The following is a 17,545-nucleotide window of genomic DNA, read 5'->3' as shown; positions in this document are numbered from 1 at the left end:
CACTATTGCCTAAGGAATGAATGAATGGCCTTGAACACCAATGAGCGCCCGCAAGAGGCGTTCTCGCTGGCTTTGGAGGATCGCTCGCAAGGCTATGCCGACCTTGTGTCCAACTCCAATGCGCTGCTCTTCACCATGAAGCAGCGCGACCAGTTCAAGACGTTCTCGGGTCCGACGATCCGCGAGCGCCTGCTCTACAATGAAAGCGGCACCTATATTCGCTATGCGGGCTATGAGTTCCTCAATCCGCAACCGGCCGAGCTTTTCAACGATGCCGAGTTCGCGCCCCGCTTGGCGGCGGTTTCGGTTACCCTCTCCAATGAGGAGATCTTGAAGAACTCGGGCTCGAACCAGCTCAAGGAGGTCATGGAAGAACATATTACCGCAGCGGAGCAGGAATTGGTCGATCGTTTTGTCGAGGACCTTCACGCCAACGGCACGCTGCCGAATCAGATCGGCGGCTTGCAGCTCGCTATCCCCACGGTGGTCAATGCCGGCACCTATGGCGGCATATCCCGCTCGAATGCGATCTGGCAGACGAGTTCCTATGATGCAAATTCGGCCTTTCCCGGAATCACTCAGGTCGATGCCACGACCGTCCGGCGGATCTTCGAGACCATCATCATCCAGAGAAGCCGGGGCGCCAAAGGCCCGAATCTGATCTTGAGCTCGCTTGAGCATTATACCGCTTTCAGTTCGGCTCTCGTCGCCATCCAGCAGATCACCAACCAGAATGAGCTCGGCAAGCTCGGTTTCACGTCTTTGCGTTTTCACGGCGCCGGCAAGGCCGTCGACGTCGTGCTCGAAGGCGGCATCGGCACCGCCATGCCCCCCAACACCACCTATTTCATCGACACGGCGGCTTTGCGCTTCCGCTATCACCCGGACCGGAACTTCGTGCGCTTCGGCGGCAAGCAGATGCCGATCAACCAGGACGCCATCGTCCAGCATATCGGCTTCTTCGGCGAGCTCACCATGAACAACCCCCTCCACATGGCCAAGCTCTACGACTCCGCACCGTAACGAAATACCCTCGCCCCGCGCAGCGGGGAGAGGGAGGGCCCCATTGCGAAGCAATGGGAGGGTGAGGGGCCCCTCGACGACCTAGCTCCTCGCCCAACAACGACCTTCTGCTCACTTTCCACCCCGTCACGCTGAGGTGCTCGCGAAGCGAGCCTCGAAGCGTCCTTCAGGAGTACACGCCCCTTGCCCTTCACCATCCAGGAAAACACCCTCATCGGCCAACCGATCGCGGAAACCTCTTCCATCCAGCGTCACAACCTCGGCGCCATCATCCGCACGAAAGACCTGCTACTCGGCTCCAGCGAGCACATCTACCTGAAGGGTGTCGCCTCCACCGTCCTCGGCTCCGTCGTCATCTACAATCCCGACGACTTCTCCACCTCGCTTCTCGCCCCCAACGACATCGGCCCCGTCGCCGTAGCCATGGCGGCCACCGTCGCCAACCAGTTCGGTTGGTACCAGATCCAGGGCAAGGCCGTCGTCAAAGCCGGCACTGTCGTCAATGACGCCAATGTCTATGCCACCGCCACACCTGGCCAAGTAGACGACGCCGTCGTCGCCGGTGATCGCGTGAAGAACGCCAAATTCGCTTCCGCCGACGGCACGCCGTCCGCGGGCCTCGCCGAATGCGAAATCTGGCGTCCATTCATGGACGATGGATTGGCGGCATAGTTTACCGGAAGGACATCCATGTTCGATCCCTCGAGCACACGCCATTTGCACATCGAATTCCGCAATGTCGCCGTCGAAAACAAGGCCAAGAGTCTTAAAGAGGGCCGGCCGATCTATGACCAGCAGGAGCAGGTCTTCATCCGCTTCGCCGGCGACACGAAAAAGGAACTGGTCGCGCCAGCGCATGAGAAATGCATGCGCGACCCTCAATCGAACCTTTGGGTGAGCTACGCCCAGGTCTATCACCGCCACTATGAAGCCTTCAAATCCGGCGAAGCCGCCGTAGGGGAGGGCACGCCGATCGATGAATTGCCCTTCATCGATTCCGCCCGCCGTGCCGAACTGAAGGCGCTCCACGTCCACACGGCCGAAGCGCTGGCCGGCCTCGAAGGTATCAACCTGTCCCGCCTCGGCATGTTTGGCCGTGAGCTTAAGGAGAAGGCCGCCGCCTATATCGCAACGGCCAAGGATTCTGCCCATGCGACCGCGCTTGCTGCGCGGAATGCCGAGTTGAGCGAGCGCCTGGAGGCGCTCGAAGCAAAAGAGCGGCAGCGCGAGCAGGACGCGATCATCCGAGAAAAGCCAGCGGTCCAAGACGAACCGGCCCAGCCACCTGAGGGGCACGAAAACGAGCAGCCGCCACATCATGAGAGCCGCCAGCCTACACATCAACAAGAGAGCCCCCAGCCTCAACAGCGACACCCCAAGCCTCAGCACCACCAGAAGCACCGCAAGCGCGATCGTTGGTACCCGAACGGCTAATTGCCAAGCCTTTGGCATCCTGCCCCGGTGCGATTTTTCCCCATGCCAACAAGCCCACTCAATTGGTGAACACTGCCCATGACCGTTCTCACCGTCATCCAAAGCGCCTGCGGCACCCTCCCGCTGAACCGGCCGGATGCGATTTTCGCCAGCCAGGAGCGTGAGCATTTTGAATTGCAGGTTCTAGCGAACATGGCGGCCGATCACATCGCCAAGGACTATGAATGGCAGAAGCTCAAGGGCGTAGCCACCATCAACGGCGACGGCACGACCGAGGATTTCAACTTTCCGGCCGACTATGACCGAATGCTTAAGAAGGCGGAGCTGCGCACGAGCCGGCATGTTGCCGCGCTGAGGCATGTCACCTCGAGCGACCAGTGGCTCGACATGAGCATTCGCCAGTTCAATCTGGTGGCCGGCGCCTGGACGATCCATGGCGACCAGATCCACATCAAGCCGGCGCCCGCCAATGGTGAAGAGGTCAAGTATTTCTACATGAGCTCGAAATGGGCTCTGGACAGCAACGCGACCCCAAAGGCCGCTTTCTCGGCCGACAATGACACGTTCCGGCTCTCCGAGAAGCTGCTCGAATTGTGCATGATCTGGAAATGGCGGGCCAATAAGGGCCTCGCCTATGGCGAGGATTTCGGGAACTACGAGGACGCTAAAGAGAAGCTGATCACCGCCGACAAGGGCTCGCGCATTCTCACCATCGGCCGCGACCGCCTGCCATCCGATGCCCAGATCGCTCTTCCGGAGGCCATCGTTCCCTGATGCCCAATCTCCGTCGAAAAGCCGTTGCGGCGCAGGCTCGTGCGCATTCTATCCCCAAGACATTCCCCGCACCCGTCCGCGGCTGGGTCACGTCGGAGAGCCTGGCAATCGACCAGCCGGGCGCCGCTTCGATCCTCGAGAACTTCTTCCCGACGACACGCGGAATAAGACCACGCGGAGGCAGGCTCCGCCATGCGACCATCACGGATGGCGTTATCAGCCTCATGGCTTGGCGCAGCGGCACGGCTGAGCGGATATTCGCGAGCGATGCGGACAGCATCTACAACATCACGAGCCCGGCAAGCCCGACGGTGCAGCCAGCGGCCGATGTCACAGGCCTGACAAGCGGGTTCTTTTCATCGACAATGTTCTCGACATCGGGCGGTGATTTCCTGATCGCCGTCAACGGCGCCAACGACCGGCGCGTCTATAATGGTTCGACATGGAGCACCAGTCCCAGCATCACGGGTGCTACGTCATCGACCTTTTCCTATGTCTGGGTGTTCAAGAACCGGCTGTTCTTCATCCAGAAGGACACGCTCGTTGCCTGGTGCCTGCCCGTCGACAGCATTGGCGGCGCGGCAACGCAGATCTCCCTCTCCGGCGTCTTCAAGAAAGGTGGTTCGCTGCTGTTCGGCACGACGTGGTCGGTCGATGCCGGCGACGGCATGGATGATGTCTGCGTCTTCGTGACCACGACCGGGGAGATGGCGGCTTTTGCCGGCACCGATCCCGCTCTTCCGACGGCCTGGGGACTGGTCGGCACCTATGACATCGGCCAGCCGCTCGGCCCCAATGCATATTTTCGCGCCGGCGGCGATGTGATCATTGCCACTCTGGACGGGCTCGTCCCGCTGTCCGCGGCAAAAGAGAAGGATCCGGCGGCGTTGACGCTGGCCTCGATCACGCGGACCATTGAAGACGAATGGCGCGCGCAGGCGCTCGCGCGGCAGTCGTCGCGCGCCTGGTCTTGCGTCAAATGGGTGGCGCGCAGCATGGCCATCATCGGCCTGCCGAGCGTGGGCGCATCCGAAGTCTGTTGCTATGTCGTCAATCTCCTTACCGGAGCCTGGGCGAAATATACGAACTGGGACCTCTCTTGCTCGGTCGAGGCGGGAAGCCTGATCTATTTCGGCACGCCGGGCGGCGGGGTCTACATTGGCGAGGCCGGCGGCACGGATGACGGGCAGACATACCTCTCGACATTCGTGGGCCGCTACGATCACCTTGGGTCGCCGGCCTCGGCAAAGACCACCAGAATGGCGCGCACCACCTGGCTCTATCGGAAACCGATTAACCCGCGGGTCTCGTGCTCCTTCAACTATTTGCCGAAGCTGCCGCCATATCCCGCGGCGGCATCGCATCCGAGCCTCGATGTCTGGGACGCGGGTCTCTGGGACGTCGCTCTGTGGGACTCCTCGACGACGCAACAGACTGTGACGCGCTGGGTCAGCGTTACGGGCCAGGGATTTTCGGTGGCGCCGAACGTTCAGCTCACCAATTCCCATGTGGCGCCGCCGGAGGCGGAGCTCGTCTCCTTCGATCTTCTCTATGAGCAGGGCGGCATCGCGGTATGAGGCCGGTTTACGGCAATGATGAAGCTGTGGCGATGCTCGTTTCAGCTCTCATCGAAGATTGCGATCGCGAGGATTTTGGCGGCTGCACGGCCATTGGCGTGACGGACGGCGCTCGTCTCGTCGGCGGGTTCGTGTTCCACAACTACAATCCAAAGGCCGGCGTGATCGAGATCAGCTTTGCTGGAAATAACCGGAGGTGGTTGACGCGGCCGGTTCTCTATGCGGCTTTCTCCTATGTCTTCGATCAACTCGGCTGCCAGCTCGCCGTGGCCCGCACACCGGCCGGGCTGAAAAACGCGGTGCGCATCATTAGGGCCTATGGTTTCGAGCAAGTAACGGTACCGCGGCTCTTTGGCCGCGGCATGGACGGCATCATTTCGGCGCTCACCGCGGAAGCGTGGCGTGCGAATGGTTTTCATAAGGAACACATTCATGGGTAGCAAGAGCAGCAAGGCCCCGAAACCGCCTGATCCGAAGGCGACGGCGAGGCTTCAAGCACAGATGAACATCGACACAGCCTTGGCTCAAAACGCCATCAACCGCACCAACCAGGTCACGGATGATGGGGCGATTATCTACACTGAAACGGGAAAGCAGAAAGTGGGTGGGCGGGATATCCCGATCTACACCGCGACCACGACCCTGTCTGACGCCCAGAAGCGGATCAAGAACGAGGCCGATGCCGCCAAATACAATCTCGCCAATGCTGCCAGCTACTTGTCGGGAAGGATCAACAAGGAGCCCTTCAAGGTCGATGAGGAGGTGGAGGCGCGGCTCTTCGATCTCGGCAACAAGCGCCTTGCGCCGCGTCTCGCGGAAGCGCGTCGCCAGGCTGAAACCGATGCCGCCAATCGCGGTCTTCGCCTGGGGTCTGATGCCTATGATCGGCTCATGCGCCAAGTGGGGGAGAACGAAAACGACGCCTACAATCAGCACGCCTTGACCAGCCGCGCCGAAGCCTATGCGGAAGCAGATCGGGATCACGCCCGGGATCTCAACTATACCACGGCGCTGCTCTCGGGTTCCCAGGTCAGCCAGCCCAGTTTCGTCAGCAACACGCCACAGGCCGGCGTCGATGGCGTGCCTTTGGCTCAAATGGTTGACAATGCTTATCAGAACCAGTTTGCGGCACATCAGCAAGAGCAGGCTCAAAACGATGCCAGGCTCGGCAGCCTGCTCAGCCTCGCGGGGACGGCGATAGCCTATTCCGACAAGCGGCTGAAGGAAGACATCCACAAGGTTGGCGAGACTTCCGATGATCTCGGCATCTACAGCTATCGCTACAAGGGCGGCGGTCCGCTGCGCCTCGGTCTCATCGCCCAGGAGGTCGAGAAGGCGAAGCCGGAAGCGGTCGTCAAAGGCCCGGGCGGCTTCAAGATGGTCGACTATCGCAAGGCGCTTCGCCTTGGCGAACGTGTGAGGACTGCATAAATGGCATTCAACCTGTTTGGCAATGACGCCATCAATTCACCGGATGAACTGGCCGATCGCCGCGCGCTGATACGGGCGCTGGTCGCGCGCCAGCTTAACCAGCCCACTCGCAACATGTGGGACGGAGCCAATAAGCTCGTCGGCGCCATCAGCAGCCGGGTCGCGCAGGGCCAGCTTGACCAGGCTGGAATAGACGGGAAGGCGAGAGCGGAAACCAGTTTCGCGCCGCTCATCGAAGCCCTGCGAAAGAAGCAGGCACCGGACGCCGGCACCGTCGCGAGTGTCCTCGCAAATCCCTGGGTCAACCCGGGCCAGCGTTCCATTGCCAAAGCTCTCTATAAGCAACAGCTGAACCGGACGTAAGCCCTTGGGGTAGGGAGAGAGGGTATGATATGAGTCCGGCATGTTTGCGGCCATCCGTCGTCTATTGGCGGCGATACAAACGCCACTGGGAATTCTGGGCACGGCCATTGTTCTGTGGAAGCCGACGCTATGGCTAATAGGCAAGGCGGGTGACATGGAATTTATGCTCGCTCATTGGCCACAGGTTTCCAATTTCCTGAGTAGCGGATTGGGCTCTCTCGCGAGCGCACTGCTTGGAGGTTTCATAATCGCGCGTGCTATCCATAACACCTCGTCATTGCCGTCGCCTCAGCAACCCGTTGCGCTATTACCGGACACGACCAAAACGATAGAGGGGAACGCGGTCGAGAAACGACCCAAGACTGACCTTGAATGGAATTTTGACCTACACAAGAACTACCCTTTCATCGGTATGAGTGCGCCACAAGGGGCAATTGTTGTCCATGATTTCTATGCGTACGGAAAAAACCTAACGGGCGACCCAATCACAAACGCCCACGGTTATGTCAGGTCGGACACCACCAACGATATATATCCACTCTACTTCAAGATTGGCGATTCCTTCTATTCCGGTGATGAGATAAATCCGATACCGGTTGGCGCGAGTATAGCCACTCACGCCTTTTTTTCGCCTGACCGAAAGCCCATGCCGGTAGACAAGTTTCTTTCGAAGTTTGTTCCGTTTACTTTCTTCTTTGAGTACCACGACAAAAAGTACCGACGGTCCTTTACACACGCTGACATAGACCCGATTGTTAGGGAATATCTGGATGTAATACGAAAGCAAGAAATCAAACCGCCGCATGTGACGGTCCGCCAAGTTTCTAACCCGATCGACTGGGACAAATGGGACGCGCTCGACAGGTTCAAACTCTACGAGATTGCATGCTTGTGGGAATGCTATTTACCAAGTCTGCCTTTGCCTTCGCAAAAAGCTCGCGACCGCTTCGAGGCGCTAAGCCGCGATATTGAGTCCGGTGGATTGAAAGTAGTCAGAGAAAATTTGGGCGAAGTTATCAAAGACGCCATAGCAAAAACCAACAATGTCCCGGTCGCTGCAAATCCGTATTGGATCGTCGCCCGTGATACGGCGATGGAGTACTGTGAAAAGCTTGGAGCGGAGCCAGCGTTATTCTATCCAAAGAAGCGAGTGTGATTTTTGCTAGATGGGTTCAACGCTACTTAGCGCAATGCTCACCAGGAACCTAAGGCCATAAGAAGACTTCCAGCATCAAGTGAGACTGCTTCCTAAGACTTTCGAGCATTGTTCTTAATCCCGGAAGATTGTGAAATTTACCGCAAGGCCGGATTGTGCAATTGATCGTGTAGCTTCTTCAACTCATCAACCAGGCGCAGCATGGCCACAGCGGCGTTTTCGAGTTGTTTGGGACTGAGCCGTACCTCAACATACGATTTGCCCTTCTTGTGATCCGAGGTTCCGAAAATCACCCTTCCCTTTGAGTCCGTCCCTTGGCAGACGCTGTGAACCACATGGTTTCGAACCTGAAAGGCATTGTAGCAACGAATGAGTAGGGGGGCGGCCTCACTTCTTACGTTGGCGTATTTGGGTGATGATTTCAGGTGAAGCTTGATTTCCTCGACCTTCCTCCCAAACTGTTTCGGGAAGGGTATTGACCATAGGAAGCTGCCAGGGGTTTGCCCATATCGAAGATTATTCCGAAGCTTGGTAAGGACGCCTTCAACGCTTAGCTCAACAGGCCCCCAATAGATGGCGATCCGACCGCAAACGATATAGATCCGTTCCGATTCCTGCTGGGAATTGAAAGTCGGGACGTGAGTCATGGCAAAGACTCCCGAAGATGAAAGACGCGACGAATTTAAAGTGGCATGCTCATACACCGCACAAGCCGCACGCTGAAATTCCGACACAGAGCCAAAGAAGACGGCCAACAGAAAGGGAAAGGCCACCCAGCGTTGGCCGAGCAGCCTCCCTGCTAAGCGAGGATTGCCGTAATAATCGCCGCTATCCCGAAGAGACAGAGGGCGACATTGAGGCGGACCTCGATAACAACCAGCTTGGTCGGGCGCATTGCCCTGAACCTTTCTGGTCCGTGAGCCCACAGAACCGTAAGGTTGCTGTTGGTCATGGCCACCGAACGGGTAACCGCCGTTCGTGGCAGCATCGGCCCGCCCTCGACAGTCGCGAACTGCCTTGGGCGGGTCCTCGGAGCCCTGCCTGATCGGCTTAAGGAACGGCGCGACCGTCTGAGGGCCACGAGGTATTCGATTGCGCTCCCGCTACCTTGTGCAGGCACCAAGGGTGTCTCTTTGAGAGGCAGGCGTATCATAGCCCGGTCGCAGAGACCTCGGTGCGAGGATGCCCAAAGATTAGGCCGAGTCGTCCCGCCGCTCAAACGTTCTTTGAGTGCCCCTATCATTTCCTATGAGGTAATCCATGCCCCGCAACGGATCGGGCGTGTACGGCCCGCCGGCCGGCACAACGGCCACGCCCAACACGCCCATCGAAAGCGCCAAATACAACGCCTATGTCGCCGACAATGCCGAGGCGATGACCAACAGCATCAATGTGAACGGCACGGCGCCCTGGCAGGCCAATCAGCCCATGGGCGGCTTCAAGTTCACCAATCAGGGCGCGGGAACGGCGGCGACCGACAGCGCCAATCTGGGGCAGGTGCAATCTGACATCGTTGCGCATGCTGCCTCGGTCGGCGGCTCCGCCGATGCCATCACCGCCATCTTCGCGCCGACCTTCACGGCCTACACCGCCAAGATGCGCTTCCGCTTCACCGCTGGTGCGATGAATACGTCCGTCAATCCGACCATCAGTGTCGACGGCCTGGGCGCGAAGACGATCAAGAAGCTGAACGGCGTTGCCTTGGCGATCGGCGACATCACGGGCGCGGGCCACATCTGCGATTGCGTCTACAACGGCACCGATGTGATCCTGCTGAACCCTAATGTCGGTGGAACATCATTTGAACCACTAGGCGAGTATTCGGCCGTCAATGACCAGACCGGCACGACCTATACATTCGCGCTCACCGACAAGGGTCGCCTGGTCTCGGGCAGCAATGCCTCCGCCATCACCTGGACCGTGCCGCCCAATTCGTCGGTCGCCTTCCCGGTGAAGTCGAAGATCGACTGGTGGCAGAAGGGCATAGGCCGGATCACCTTCACGCAGGGCGCCGGCGTCACGCTTCGCCCCGCCAACAATTACAAGGCGCGCACGCAGTATTCGGCCGGATCGCTGATCAAGATCGCGACCGATGAATGGCTGCTCATCGGAGACATCGTGCCATGATGACGGCTCCGGGTTTCTTCGCCGGCGCTGGCGTCGCCGAGCTGGAGCGCAACACAAGCTGGTATACGCGCACAACAAGCAATGTGCTGGTCACCAGCGATGCAAGGCCGATCGGTACCGCCTCGGCGACAAGAAAGGTCTATGCGCTCATCTCCGCTGAACTGGGACTCGTATCGCCTGGTCCCGCCGCCCTTAATTCCGTGACGATCGGCGGGATTTCGGCCACCATCGAGGTGCAGCACAATAATGGCGACGATATCATTCTTGCGATCGCGTCCGCCACTGTCCCTACAGGCAGCGCCGCCGTTGTCGTCGCTACCTTCAGCCATGCAGTGCGTAGTGTAATGGTGCATAGCACTCGACAATTTGCAGGGCGGAGGAACCGCCCATGACACTGCAAGCACGGAAGAGGCCGAGCCGCTCCAACTCTCCATGGATTTTCCAGCCAATGGTTATGGGATCTTCCTTTCCCGGCGCAGCTCCTCGATAAATGTGATCCCCAACTGCTCATGGACAGGCGCTACCGAATTTTTCGAACAATACTTCGAAGATGAGGATGATGGTGACCTGTTTTACGAGCCGACATCCGCAGCCTACGTCCCCAAACAGAGCGGCAATGGAGTATCAATTCAGGCGAGTTGGGGAGAAAACGACAGCAATACCATGGTCGGTCTCACGGTGGGATAAGCAATGACCGCTCTCGCGAACTTCGCCATTGCCGGCGCGGCAATCGTCTCTCCCTGGTGGATCAGGATGTTGTTTGACGTGTCCGCTGCTGCCGCGCTGTTGCTCCCGATTTTCGGTCTTTTGCTTGCCGTCCTCCAGATCATCAAGCTTCTGCGGGATTGGCGGAAGCCGAAGCACTAGTCTCCAATCTCTCCCAAAAGGAACATTCACATGACAGTCCAGAAGTGGCTGATCGCGGCCCTTTGCGCATTCGGCATCATGGCCGTGCTCATCGATATCGAGTCCTGCTCGGCAGCAGAGGCCGCCCCGCAATGGAGCATTGACGCCATCAACGACTATATAGACAAAGCTAACGTCCTCGTTGGTGATGAGGATGGGGATTTCTGCTCCGGCACGGTGATCTCAATCCTGAACCGATTCATCCTGACGGCGGACCATTGCGTCAGGAACCGGATTCGCCGCGAGCAAAAGGAGTTCGTCGATCCGATCACCGGCGTGGTCACGACCGCCACCGTCGAGCGCCGCCTGGATCTGGTCGTCTCCAAGAACATCGTCAAGAACTACGAGATCGTCTCCCGGCAAAGCCTGACGGCGAAGATATGGGCGCGAGACCCCGAGAACGACGTCGCTATTCTCCAGATCGTCGACCCGGAATATGTCCTAAGCTATGCCGCCACGCTTGCGCCCGATGACTACAGGCTCAAGCGCGGTGAGACCATCTATGTCGTGGGCAATCCCGGCGTCGAGTTCGACAATTCGCTCACCAAAGGTATCGTCTCCGCCACCGAACGCACGCTCGACTTCGGCCGCGGCAAGAAGATCAAGGTCTTTCAGATCGATGCCGTGGCTATCGGCGGCAATTCCGGCGGCTCGGTCCTCAACGAGCAGGGGCAGATTGTCGGCACGCTTGACGCCGGCCTTCGTGGTGCCGGGATCAACTTTGTCGTTCCGATCGCGGCAACCAAGAAACTCTTGAAGGACAAGGGCTTCAAGGACGCAAACGGTCCGGGCATCGCCAAGGACGGTGCGACGAAGATTGATGAGAGAATGAGCAGCGGTCCCGGTCACGTCATGACCATGGACCTCGAGACATGGCCGCGCATCTTCCAGCGCATCATGGACAGGATGGCCCAATGAAGACCGGATCACGGGGCCTCGCCCTGATCAAGCAATATGAGGGTCTGCGCCTCGAAGCCTACCAGGATTCCCTCGGCATCTGGACCATTGGTTACGGCCACACGGCGCAGGCAGGCTCGCCGAGACCTGCGGCCGGCATGCGCATCACGAGGCTCGAGGCTGAAGCGATACTCGCCCAGGATCTGATCGAATATGAGCGCGTCGTCGACAAGGTGGTCACACGCCCGCCGAGGCAAAATCAGTTCGACGCGATGGTGAGCCTCTGCTTCAACATCGGGCCCGGCAATTTCACGCGATCGAGCGTCGCCCGTGCCTTCAATATCGGCGAGGAAATGAGGGCGGCCGAGGCGTTCCTCGCCTGGAACAAGGCCGGCGGCAGGGTTCTTCCCGGTCTCACGCGGCGGAGGGCAGCCGAGAAGCGGCTGTTCCTTTCGCGAGGCGGGACGACGCCCGCCAAATGGGCCGTTGCCGGCGCCTACGGCACGATCGGCGGCACAGCACTCGCCGGTGCGGCCGACAGCTTTGCATCGAGCTTGGGGCTTGGCCTGTCCTCGTTTCTCGATTGGCGCGGTCTTCTCGTCATCGGCGCCCTCATCGGCATTGCGGGTGTGGCGACGCTCTGGGCGATCGGCGAGGACCGCAGAGAGCGGCTGTGGGACCGCTTGTTCGGATGAGCTGGATAGTTTCTGGCCTGAGCGGTCTTTCGCTGCGGGCCTGGCTCGCGATCGGCGCCGTCGTCGCCTTCGCGGCCTGGAGTTTTTACGTCTATGGCCTCGGCTATTCCCTCGCCGACAGCTTGTGGAAGGCGAAGCAGCTCGAGGCGAAGATCGTGAGACTCGAGCTCGAGCTGAAAGTCCAGAAGGAGGCGGATGAAGCAGAAGACCGGCTGCGCGCCGAACTGGAGCAGGAAAACGAACAGCAGAAGAAGGTGATCGATGCTTACCTTGAAGAACTCGCGAAACGTCCTGACAAGTGCCTGCTTGGTCCTGATGCTGAGCGCCTGCAATAGGTCGGTTCCCGTCATCGACGCCTCGGGCACGAGACTGCCCAAGCCGCCGTCCTTCATGGCGCCCGTGCCGGTGCAGAAGCTCAGGGCCGAGCAGGATGCGCGCGACGCGTTGGCGCGCGACCGCATGGCCCTCAAGCAAGCCAACTCGCGCTTGCGCAAGAGCAAGGCGTGGTATCTGCGCCTGCGCCAGACGGCCGCCGGGAAATGACATGCCTCGCAAGGTCAGGATCGTGGAGCGCAAGCTGAAGCGTCAGCGCGCCGTCGGCCGTGTCTTCCTGGACGAGGGCATCATCGAAATAGAGCAGCGCCAGAAACCCCGGGAATGGCTGTCGACGCTCGTTCACGAGGCCTTGCATGTGGCCTTCCCCGGCATGGAAGAGAAGTCTATCGCCGCCGCCGAAAGGAAGATCGCCGACATCCTTTGGCGCGCGAGTGTCCGCCGCATCCACCAATAGGGAGCAGGCAAACTGGAGAGGCGGTCTCGCTTTATAGGCACCTCTCCTCCCTGAATGACCGGCATCATCGACGAAAGGATCATCATAATGCTCGTAACCCCCGATCGCCGAAAGGCCTTTGAATTTGCGCAAGCCCGCGAGCGCGAGATGCGCAGGAAGGGCGAGATCGATGTCCTCGAAGATGTCGCACGCAGCGGATTGACCGGTGTCGGCGAAGGCGTTGCCGGCGTGGTCGGACTTCCCATGGCGGCGATCGACATGGCGACCCGCGGCGGCGACTGGGTCGGACGCAAGGCAGGGGTCATTGAAGACACGCCGGAGCATCGCGCCTGGCTGGATACGCAACTGAAGGCGGTCGACGATTATCTCCCGACTTCGGATGAGACGCTTCAGGCGATGAACGGCTATACCAGAGGGTTCGGCTTGAATTCCGAAGGCCTGTTCAAGCATCAGCCGCGCACGACCGCCGGCAAATATGCCCGTACCATGGGCGAGCTCGCGCCAAGCTTCGTGACCGGACCCGCCGGCCTGGCGCGCAAAGGGGCCATGTGGCTCGGCAGCTCACTCGCCTCCGAAGCGGCGGGCCAACTCGCCGAAGGTACGGGCTACGAGGATTTGGCGCGTCTTGGTGCATCGGTGTTAACGGGCGGCAGGCCGCGCCTTGGGCGACCTGGTCCGCGCATGCCGCACCCGACGAAATATTGGGATGACCTGCTCGATGAGGCCGAAGCGCGCATAGCAAAGGTGGGGGAAAGAAATCCTGAGCGCTTCGCCGACGCACTGCGTCAAAGACAGGTGCCGGCCGCACAGGCGAAGAAAGGTGCGATCCTCGACGAAGCGGCCGATCCGTCTGGGAAGATGACGCCTGAAGGGATAAGGCATTTTTCACCTTCAGAGCAGGCCGCGGTGCGGCGCGCGGGCGGTGATGATCTCGTAGAAAGGACTTCGCGCTGGGTTGAGCGAAAATCGGCTTTGCCCTTGCCATTTCCGGACGAGATCGAGAGGTTCATTAAAAATGTCAAAGACAGCAGTAAGACAGGAGGTCAGATCGGTGGAAGTGCGGGATTATTGCTTGGTGACGCGTCGACAGCCGTCACCGGCGGAGCAATAGGGACACTGATAGGAGGAGGTGTAGGTGCATTGCCAACACTTTCGCGAGCGAGCGGGCCAGCTGCTGCTTTGCTGGCCCGTGCAACATCCAATCGCAATGTCCGAAATGCCGAGAGAGAAATCCGCAATGGTGTAAAGCCTGGAGCAGATCGAGCCGAGGCCCGGCAAACCCTCATTCGTGCACTGCTGCAGAACGAGCGATTCGGGCCGGCCAATGAGACCAGCTATTTCCCCTGGCTATCCGAAACTTGTGAGTGTTTCTCTCGAGCACGACGAGTCATTGCGACAATTGCAAGTGCCGCGCCGAGAAGGACCCAGGTTATCCGCACCCAATGGCCGAGAAGTTCTGCCATCCCATCCACGGCCCATCCAACCGCAAGTGAAGCCAGCACAACCGCAACAAGGGCAATGGCCAAATATACGGGATCTCTCCAACCTATCGCTTGCTGATGCTCGTTTGACCGCCTGAACAGCCACTCCGAAACCGGACTCCAGATGGAGGGAAAGGTCAAGAGTGCGATCACCTGCACCCATACGATCGTTAGATCATGCATAGTAAAGGCTAGGATGCAGAAAAGCATAATCCAGCCAAGGTCGGGCAGCGCATAAAGCAGTTTTTTTGTCGCGGTAGCGCTATTACTCATTTTATCAGACTCATCCGTCCGTAGTCAGCGCTGCATCCTAAGGTTAAGGAGATCGAAGTATTCAATCATGGGCTGACGAACTGCCTATATAAGAGAAAACTGCTGATCTCGCAATGGAGGCGGCGTTTACGGCCCACCCATCGCCGCAAAGGAAAGCGCAGACATACTGTGGGCACGAGCGACCGCCGGTTCGCTGGCAAATCGTTAGATTTATCCGCGCTGAGCGGCGGCGTCGGAGAACAGCTTCGTCAAGCCGCTGGCCAGCCGCTGCAGGATGTTGGTCGGCACGGAATAGGCGGTCACCACGCCGTCTTTGGTCTCAAGACTGAGGATCGAATGCGCGTGTTTCTGGGTTCCGCCGACGCTCAGCGTCGTCATGTGGCTCGGCAGCTCGCTCGCCTCCGAAACGGTGCGTCAGCTTGCCGAAGGTACGGGTTAGGAGGATCTGGCGCGTCTTGGAGCATCGGTGTTGCCGGGCTGGCGGCGCCAGGTCTATCCGCGGCGAGCAGCGACGTCGGAGAAAAGCTTCGTCAGGCCGATGGCCAGCCTCTGTAGGATGTTGGCTGGCACATGATAGGCGGTCACCACCCCGTCCTTGGTCTCGAGGCTGAGGATCGGATGCGCATGTTTCTCGGTTCCGCCGACGCTCAGCGTCGTCACATCGGCGATTTCGCTCAGGAAATCGGTGTTTTCGCCGGCTTTCCTGAGCCTTTCATGGGCTTCGCGCGTCCGCGCGGTCAAGACGCGGATCAAATGCCCGCTCAGCGACAGGGGCAGGTTGAGGGTGATGAGGCCGGAATCGGCCGTGTCGAGGGTGATGGAAATCGTCTTTCCGTCCGTGGCGACTTGGCTCTCGCCGATGCCATTGGGTTCAAACGCAGTCATGGCTGACCCCGTAGCCCGGCTTTCAGGGCGCGGTCAACCTTTGCCTGTGGCAGGAGGCTGGAAGGCAGGGTCTTTCGAGACCCGGGTTGCCCTATGTCTGTGCGCCAGGCCGCTGTCCGGGCTTTGCGAGATAGGGGCACGACAAGACATTCCCTTCGTCTTCCACGGTATTCTCGAAGGTGGAAAAGGGCATCCAGTACAGGCAATAGGTATTGCCGATATTGTCGCGCTCGCGCGTATAGTTAACGCCAAGCGTCGCCGAATAGAGATAGGCGCCTATCCCTAGAATTGCCACCAGGCAGCAAATGGCAAGATGTGTAAACAGCTTGGAGCGTTCGCGCGTCGTGTCGAACAACATGGTCGTCATCTTAAGTTTCCGTCCTCGGTCAAAAACTTTGAGGCCGCGTTGCTGGACAGACCGGCATCCGAATCACCGGACCGTTTACAAGATGGGCCTTAAGGGCCACCACTGCTCTGCCAAATCGGGCCTCATCCAATTGGCATGCCAGCAAGACACTACGATAACAATTCCCTGAGGTAATACCAGTCTCTTTGCCGCCTCGGCCACAAAAAATTTATTCGAGATCGCCTCGAAATGGTTCAAGCGTCAAGGTCGGTTCCGTGATGTTGTCGCAGTTCCCAATAGGCCAGTTGAATGTTCAGATGCAGCGCATTCGTCGCCGATGCCGTGGCGACTGTGAAGCAAATCAATTGTGTCTGCGGGAACCCGCGGCGCGTGGTTTCAATCTGGGACAGGCCGGCTCATCGTCGCCTGTGCCCGCAATAGAAGGAGATACTAAAAGCCAAACCAATTCTTGATGCGGCTTCCGAGCGGCATGTCTTTCTTGGTCATGACGATGACCTTGTCGTCGCCTCTCGCCGGCTCGGTCTTGGCGGGCTCCGGCCTTGGCTCCGCCGGTTCGGCCTTTACCGCCTTGATCTTAGTCTTGGTCGGCTTGTCCTGCGCGACCACGGCCTTGGTTCGCTTGGTCTTGGCCAGCTTCACTTTGGTCCGTTTGGCCTTGGCAACCCTCGTCTTCGTTGACTTCGCCTTCGTTACCTTCTTCCGGGTTGTCGTGGCCTTGGCCTTGGCCGGCTCGGCTTCTGTCGCTTCTTGTTTCGTGACCTTGGCCTTGGCATCAGTTGGTTCGGCTTCCGTCTTTTCAGGCGGTTCCACAGGAACGGGCTCTATCTTGACGATCTCTTCCTTTGCCGCCGCCGGCTCTTGCTTCTTCTCGTTCGCCGGCTTTTGCTTCTTCTCGTTCTCGGAAGCTGTCTTTGGCAGCCCTATGGGATCTGCGGTCGTGGTCGGCTTGGGCTCGAACCAGGGAACATCGGCGGATCCGCGCTCGACGACACTTGAATTGCCCGAATCTGCCTTGCCTGTATCGACGATGATGGGCTGTTGTCCCCCGGTGGCGCTCTCCTCCCGGCAGGGGTAAACGGTCGTCGTTGTGGAACCGGCATCGACGGACGGGCTCTGGCATTCGGCCCAGGCAGGCGCAGCGCCGAACAATCCAAACACGACAACTGCGCAGGCCAGAGACCCTCGCAGCTTCGGCTCTTCCGTTCCCATGCGCTTCAAGGCTTTCGCCAAAGGCATCTGTCGTCTCGTCCGTGGCCAGATGAAAGTAACATTCCGTAGAATGCTAATAAACTTCAAATATTCATCAATATTACCGGCCTTCATTTCTCATCCGGCTGTGGCGAAACTTTGACGCCCGAATCACCGG

At 59.1% G+C, this 17,545-nt stretch carries 23 protein-coding genes; 18 read left to right on the top strand and 5 right to left on the bottom strand.

The window, feature by feature from the left end:
* The first annotated feature begins 24 nt into the window (after positions 1–24).
* From DS839_RS15920 to DS839_RS15880, 9 genes are all read left to right on the top strand, one after another.
* On the top strand, positions 25–1,023 hold the full coding sequence (locus DS839_RS15920; RefSeq protein WP_119271430.1) for a phage major capsid protein: 999 nt from the start codon (positions 25–27) through the stop codon (positions 1,021–1,023).
* Positions 1,024–1,206: 183 nt separating this feature from the next.
* A complete protein-coding gene (locus DS839_RS15915) occupies positions 1,207–1,695 on the top strand; it encodes a hypothetical protein (protein WP_119271429.1) in 489 nt (162 codons plus the stop codon).
* 18 nt (positions 1,696–1,713) lie between these two features.
* The gene (locus DS839_RS15910) at positions 1,714–2,457 is read left to right on the top strand and encodes a hypothetical protein (RefSeq protein ID WP_119271428.1); all 744 of its coding nucleotides are present in this window, start codon (positions 1,714–1,716) and stop codon (positions 2,455–2,457) included.
* 78 nt (positions 2,458–2,535) lie between these two features.
* The gene (locus DS839_RS15905) at positions 2,536–3,231 is read left to right on the top strand and encodes a phage adaptor protein (RefSeq protein ID WP_119271427.1); all 696 of its coding nucleotides are present in this window, start codon (positions 2,536–2,538) and stop codon (positions 3,229–3,231) included.
* Entirely contained in the window at positions 3,231–4,808 is a 1,578-nt protein-coding gene (locus DS839_RS15900; protein WP_119271426.1) for a hypothetical protein, read from the top strand. Before DS839_RS15905 ends, DS839_RS15900 begins: the two co-directional genes overlap by 1 nt.
* Before the next feature lie 26 nt (positions 4,809–4,834).
* Positions 4,835–5,248, top strand: coding sequence for a GNAT family N-acetyltransferase (locus tag DS839_RS15895; RefSeq protein ID WP_162918572.1), 414 nt, complete (start codon positions 4,835–4,837; stop codon positions 5,246–5,248).
* Entirely contained in the window at positions 5,241–6,239 is a 999-nt protein-coding gene (locus DS839_RS15890) for a tail fiber domain-containing protein (protein WP_162918571.1), read from the top strand. The genes DS839_RS15895 and DS839_RS15890 overlap by 8 nt, the downstream gene beginning before the upstream one ends.
* Entirely contained in the window at positions 6,240–6,602 is a 363-nt protein-coding gene (locus DS839_RS15885; RefSeq protein ID WP_119271423.1) for a hypothetical protein, read from the top strand. It begins immediately after the preceding gene.
* Between the two features lie 40 nt (positions 6,603–6,642).
* Complete coding sequence (locus tag DS839_RS15880; RefSeq protein ID WP_119271422.1) at positions 6,643–7,758, top strand: hypothetical protein; 1,116 nt, start codon at positions 6,643–6,645, stop codon at positions 7,756–7,758.
* A gap of 137 nt (positions 7,759–7,895) precedes the next feature.
* On the opposite strand, the gene DS839_RS15875 is transcribed toward DS839_RS15880, so the two are convergent.
* Positions 7,896–8,405, bottom strand: a complete 510-nt coding sequence (locus DS839_RS15875) for a hypothetical protein (protein WP_119271421.1) — start codon at positions 8,403–8,405, stop codon at positions 7,896–7,898.
* 613 nt (positions 8,406–9,018) lie between these two features.
* On the opposite strand from DS839_RS15875, the gene DS839_RS15865 reads away from it, so the two are divergent.
* The 9 genes from DS839_RS15865 to DS839_RS15825 all read left to right on the top strand — a co-directional run bounded on the left by DS839_RS15865 (position 9,019) and on the right by DS839_RS15825 (position 14,733).
* Positions 9,019–9,885, top strand: coding sequence for a hypothetical protein (locus DS839_RS15865; RefSeq protein WP_119271419.1), 867 nt, complete (start codon positions 9,019–9,021; stop codon positions 9,883–9,885).
* Positions 9,882–10,277, top strand: a complete 396-nt coding sequence (locus tag DS839_RS15860) for a hypothetical protein (RefSeq protein ID WP_119271418.1) — start codon at positions 9,882–9,884, stop codon at positions 10,275–10,277. Before DS839_RS15865 ends, DS839_RS15860 begins: the two co-directional genes overlap by 4 nt.
* 298 nt (positions 10,278–10,575) lie before the next feature.
* Complete coding sequence (locus tag DS839_RS36500; RefSeq protein ID WP_162918570.1) at positions 10,576–10,752, top strand: hypothetical protein; 177 nt, start codon at positions 10,576–10,578, stop codon at positions 10,750–10,752.
* A gap of 30 nt (positions 10,753–10,782) precedes the next feature.
* Positions 10,783–11,709, top strand: a complete 927-nt coding sequence (locus DS839_RS15850) for a S1C family serine protease (RefSeq protein ID WP_119271416.1) — start codon at positions 10,783–10,785, stop codon at positions 11,707–11,709.
* Positions 11,706–12,383 carry a lysozyme gene (locus DS839_RS15845; protein WP_119271415.1) on the top strand — a complete coding sequence of 226 codons (678 nt, stop codon included), beginning with the start codon at positions 11,706–11,708 and terminating at the stop codon, positions 12,381–12,383. Before DS839_RS15850 ends, DS839_RS15845 begins: the two co-directional genes overlap by 4 nt.
* Entirely contained in the window at positions 12,380–12,718 is a 339-nt protein-coding gene (locus tag DS839_RS15840) for a PilN family protein (RefSeq protein WP_119271414.1), read from the top strand. Before DS839_RS15845 ends, DS839_RS15840 begins: the two co-directional genes overlap by 4 nt.
* A complete protein-coding gene (locus DS839_RS15835) occupies positions 12,699–12,926 on the top strand; it encodes a hypothetical protein (RefSeq protein ID WP_119271413.1) in 228 nt (75 codons plus the stop codon). Before DS839_RS15840 ends, DS839_RS15835 begins: the two co-directional genes overlap by 20 nt.
* 1 nt (position 12,927) lies before the next feature.
* Positions 12,928–13,173, top strand: a complete 246-nt coding sequence (locus tag DS839_RS15830; RefSeq protein WP_119271412.1) for a hypothetical protein — start codon at positions 12,928–12,930, stop codon at positions 13,171–13,173.
* Positions 13,174–13,227: 54 nt separating this feature from the next.
* Positions 13,228–14,733 carry a hypothetical protein gene (locus DS839_RS15825; RefSeq protein ID WP_119271411.1) on the top strand — a complete coding sequence of 502 codons (1,506 nt, stop codon included), beginning with the start codon at positions 13,228–13,230 and terminating at the stop codon, positions 14,731–14,733.
* Between the two features lie 404 nt (positions 14,734–15,137).
* Here the strand turns inward: DS839_RS15825 and DS839_RS36495 are convergent, their stop codons facing one another.
* The 4 genes from DS839_RS36495 to DS839_RS15810 all read right to left on the bottom strand — a co-directional run bounded on the left by DS839_RS36495 (position 15,138) and on the right by DS839_RS15810 (position 17,502).
* Positions 15,138–15,305 (bottom strand): hypothetical protein, encoded by a 168-nt coding sequence (locus tag DS839_RS36495; RefSeq protein WP_162918569.1) that lies wholly within the window; start codon positions 15,303–15,305, stop codon positions 15,138–15,140.
* Between the two features lie 114 nt (positions 15,306–15,419).
* The gene (locus DS839_RS15820; RefSeq protein WP_119271410.1) at positions 15,420–15,812 is read right to left on the bottom strand and encodes a hypothetical protein; all 393 of its coding nucleotides are present in this window, start codon (positions 15,810–15,812) and stop codon (positions 15,420–15,422) included.
* A 91-nt stretch (positions 15,813–15,903) separates the two neighbouring features.
* The gene (locus DS839_RS15815) at positions 15,904–16,179 is read right to left on the bottom strand and encodes a hypothetical protein (RefSeq protein WP_119271409.1); all 276 of its coding nucleotides are present in this window, start codon (positions 16,177–16,179) and stop codon (positions 15,904–15,906) included.
* Positions 16,180–16,608: 429 nt separating this feature from the next.
* Positions 16,609–17,502 carry a hypothetical protein gene (locus DS839_RS15810; protein ID WP_162918568.1) on the bottom strand — a complete coding sequence of 298 codons (894 nt, stop codon included), beginning with the start codon at positions 17,500–17,502 and terminating at the stop codon, positions 16,609–16,611.
* Positions 17,503–17,545 lie beyond the last annotated feature (43 nt).

The organism is Taklimakanibacter deserti (assembly GCA_003574785.1).
This window is presented reverse-complemented; position numbering and strand designations above follow the sequence as displayed.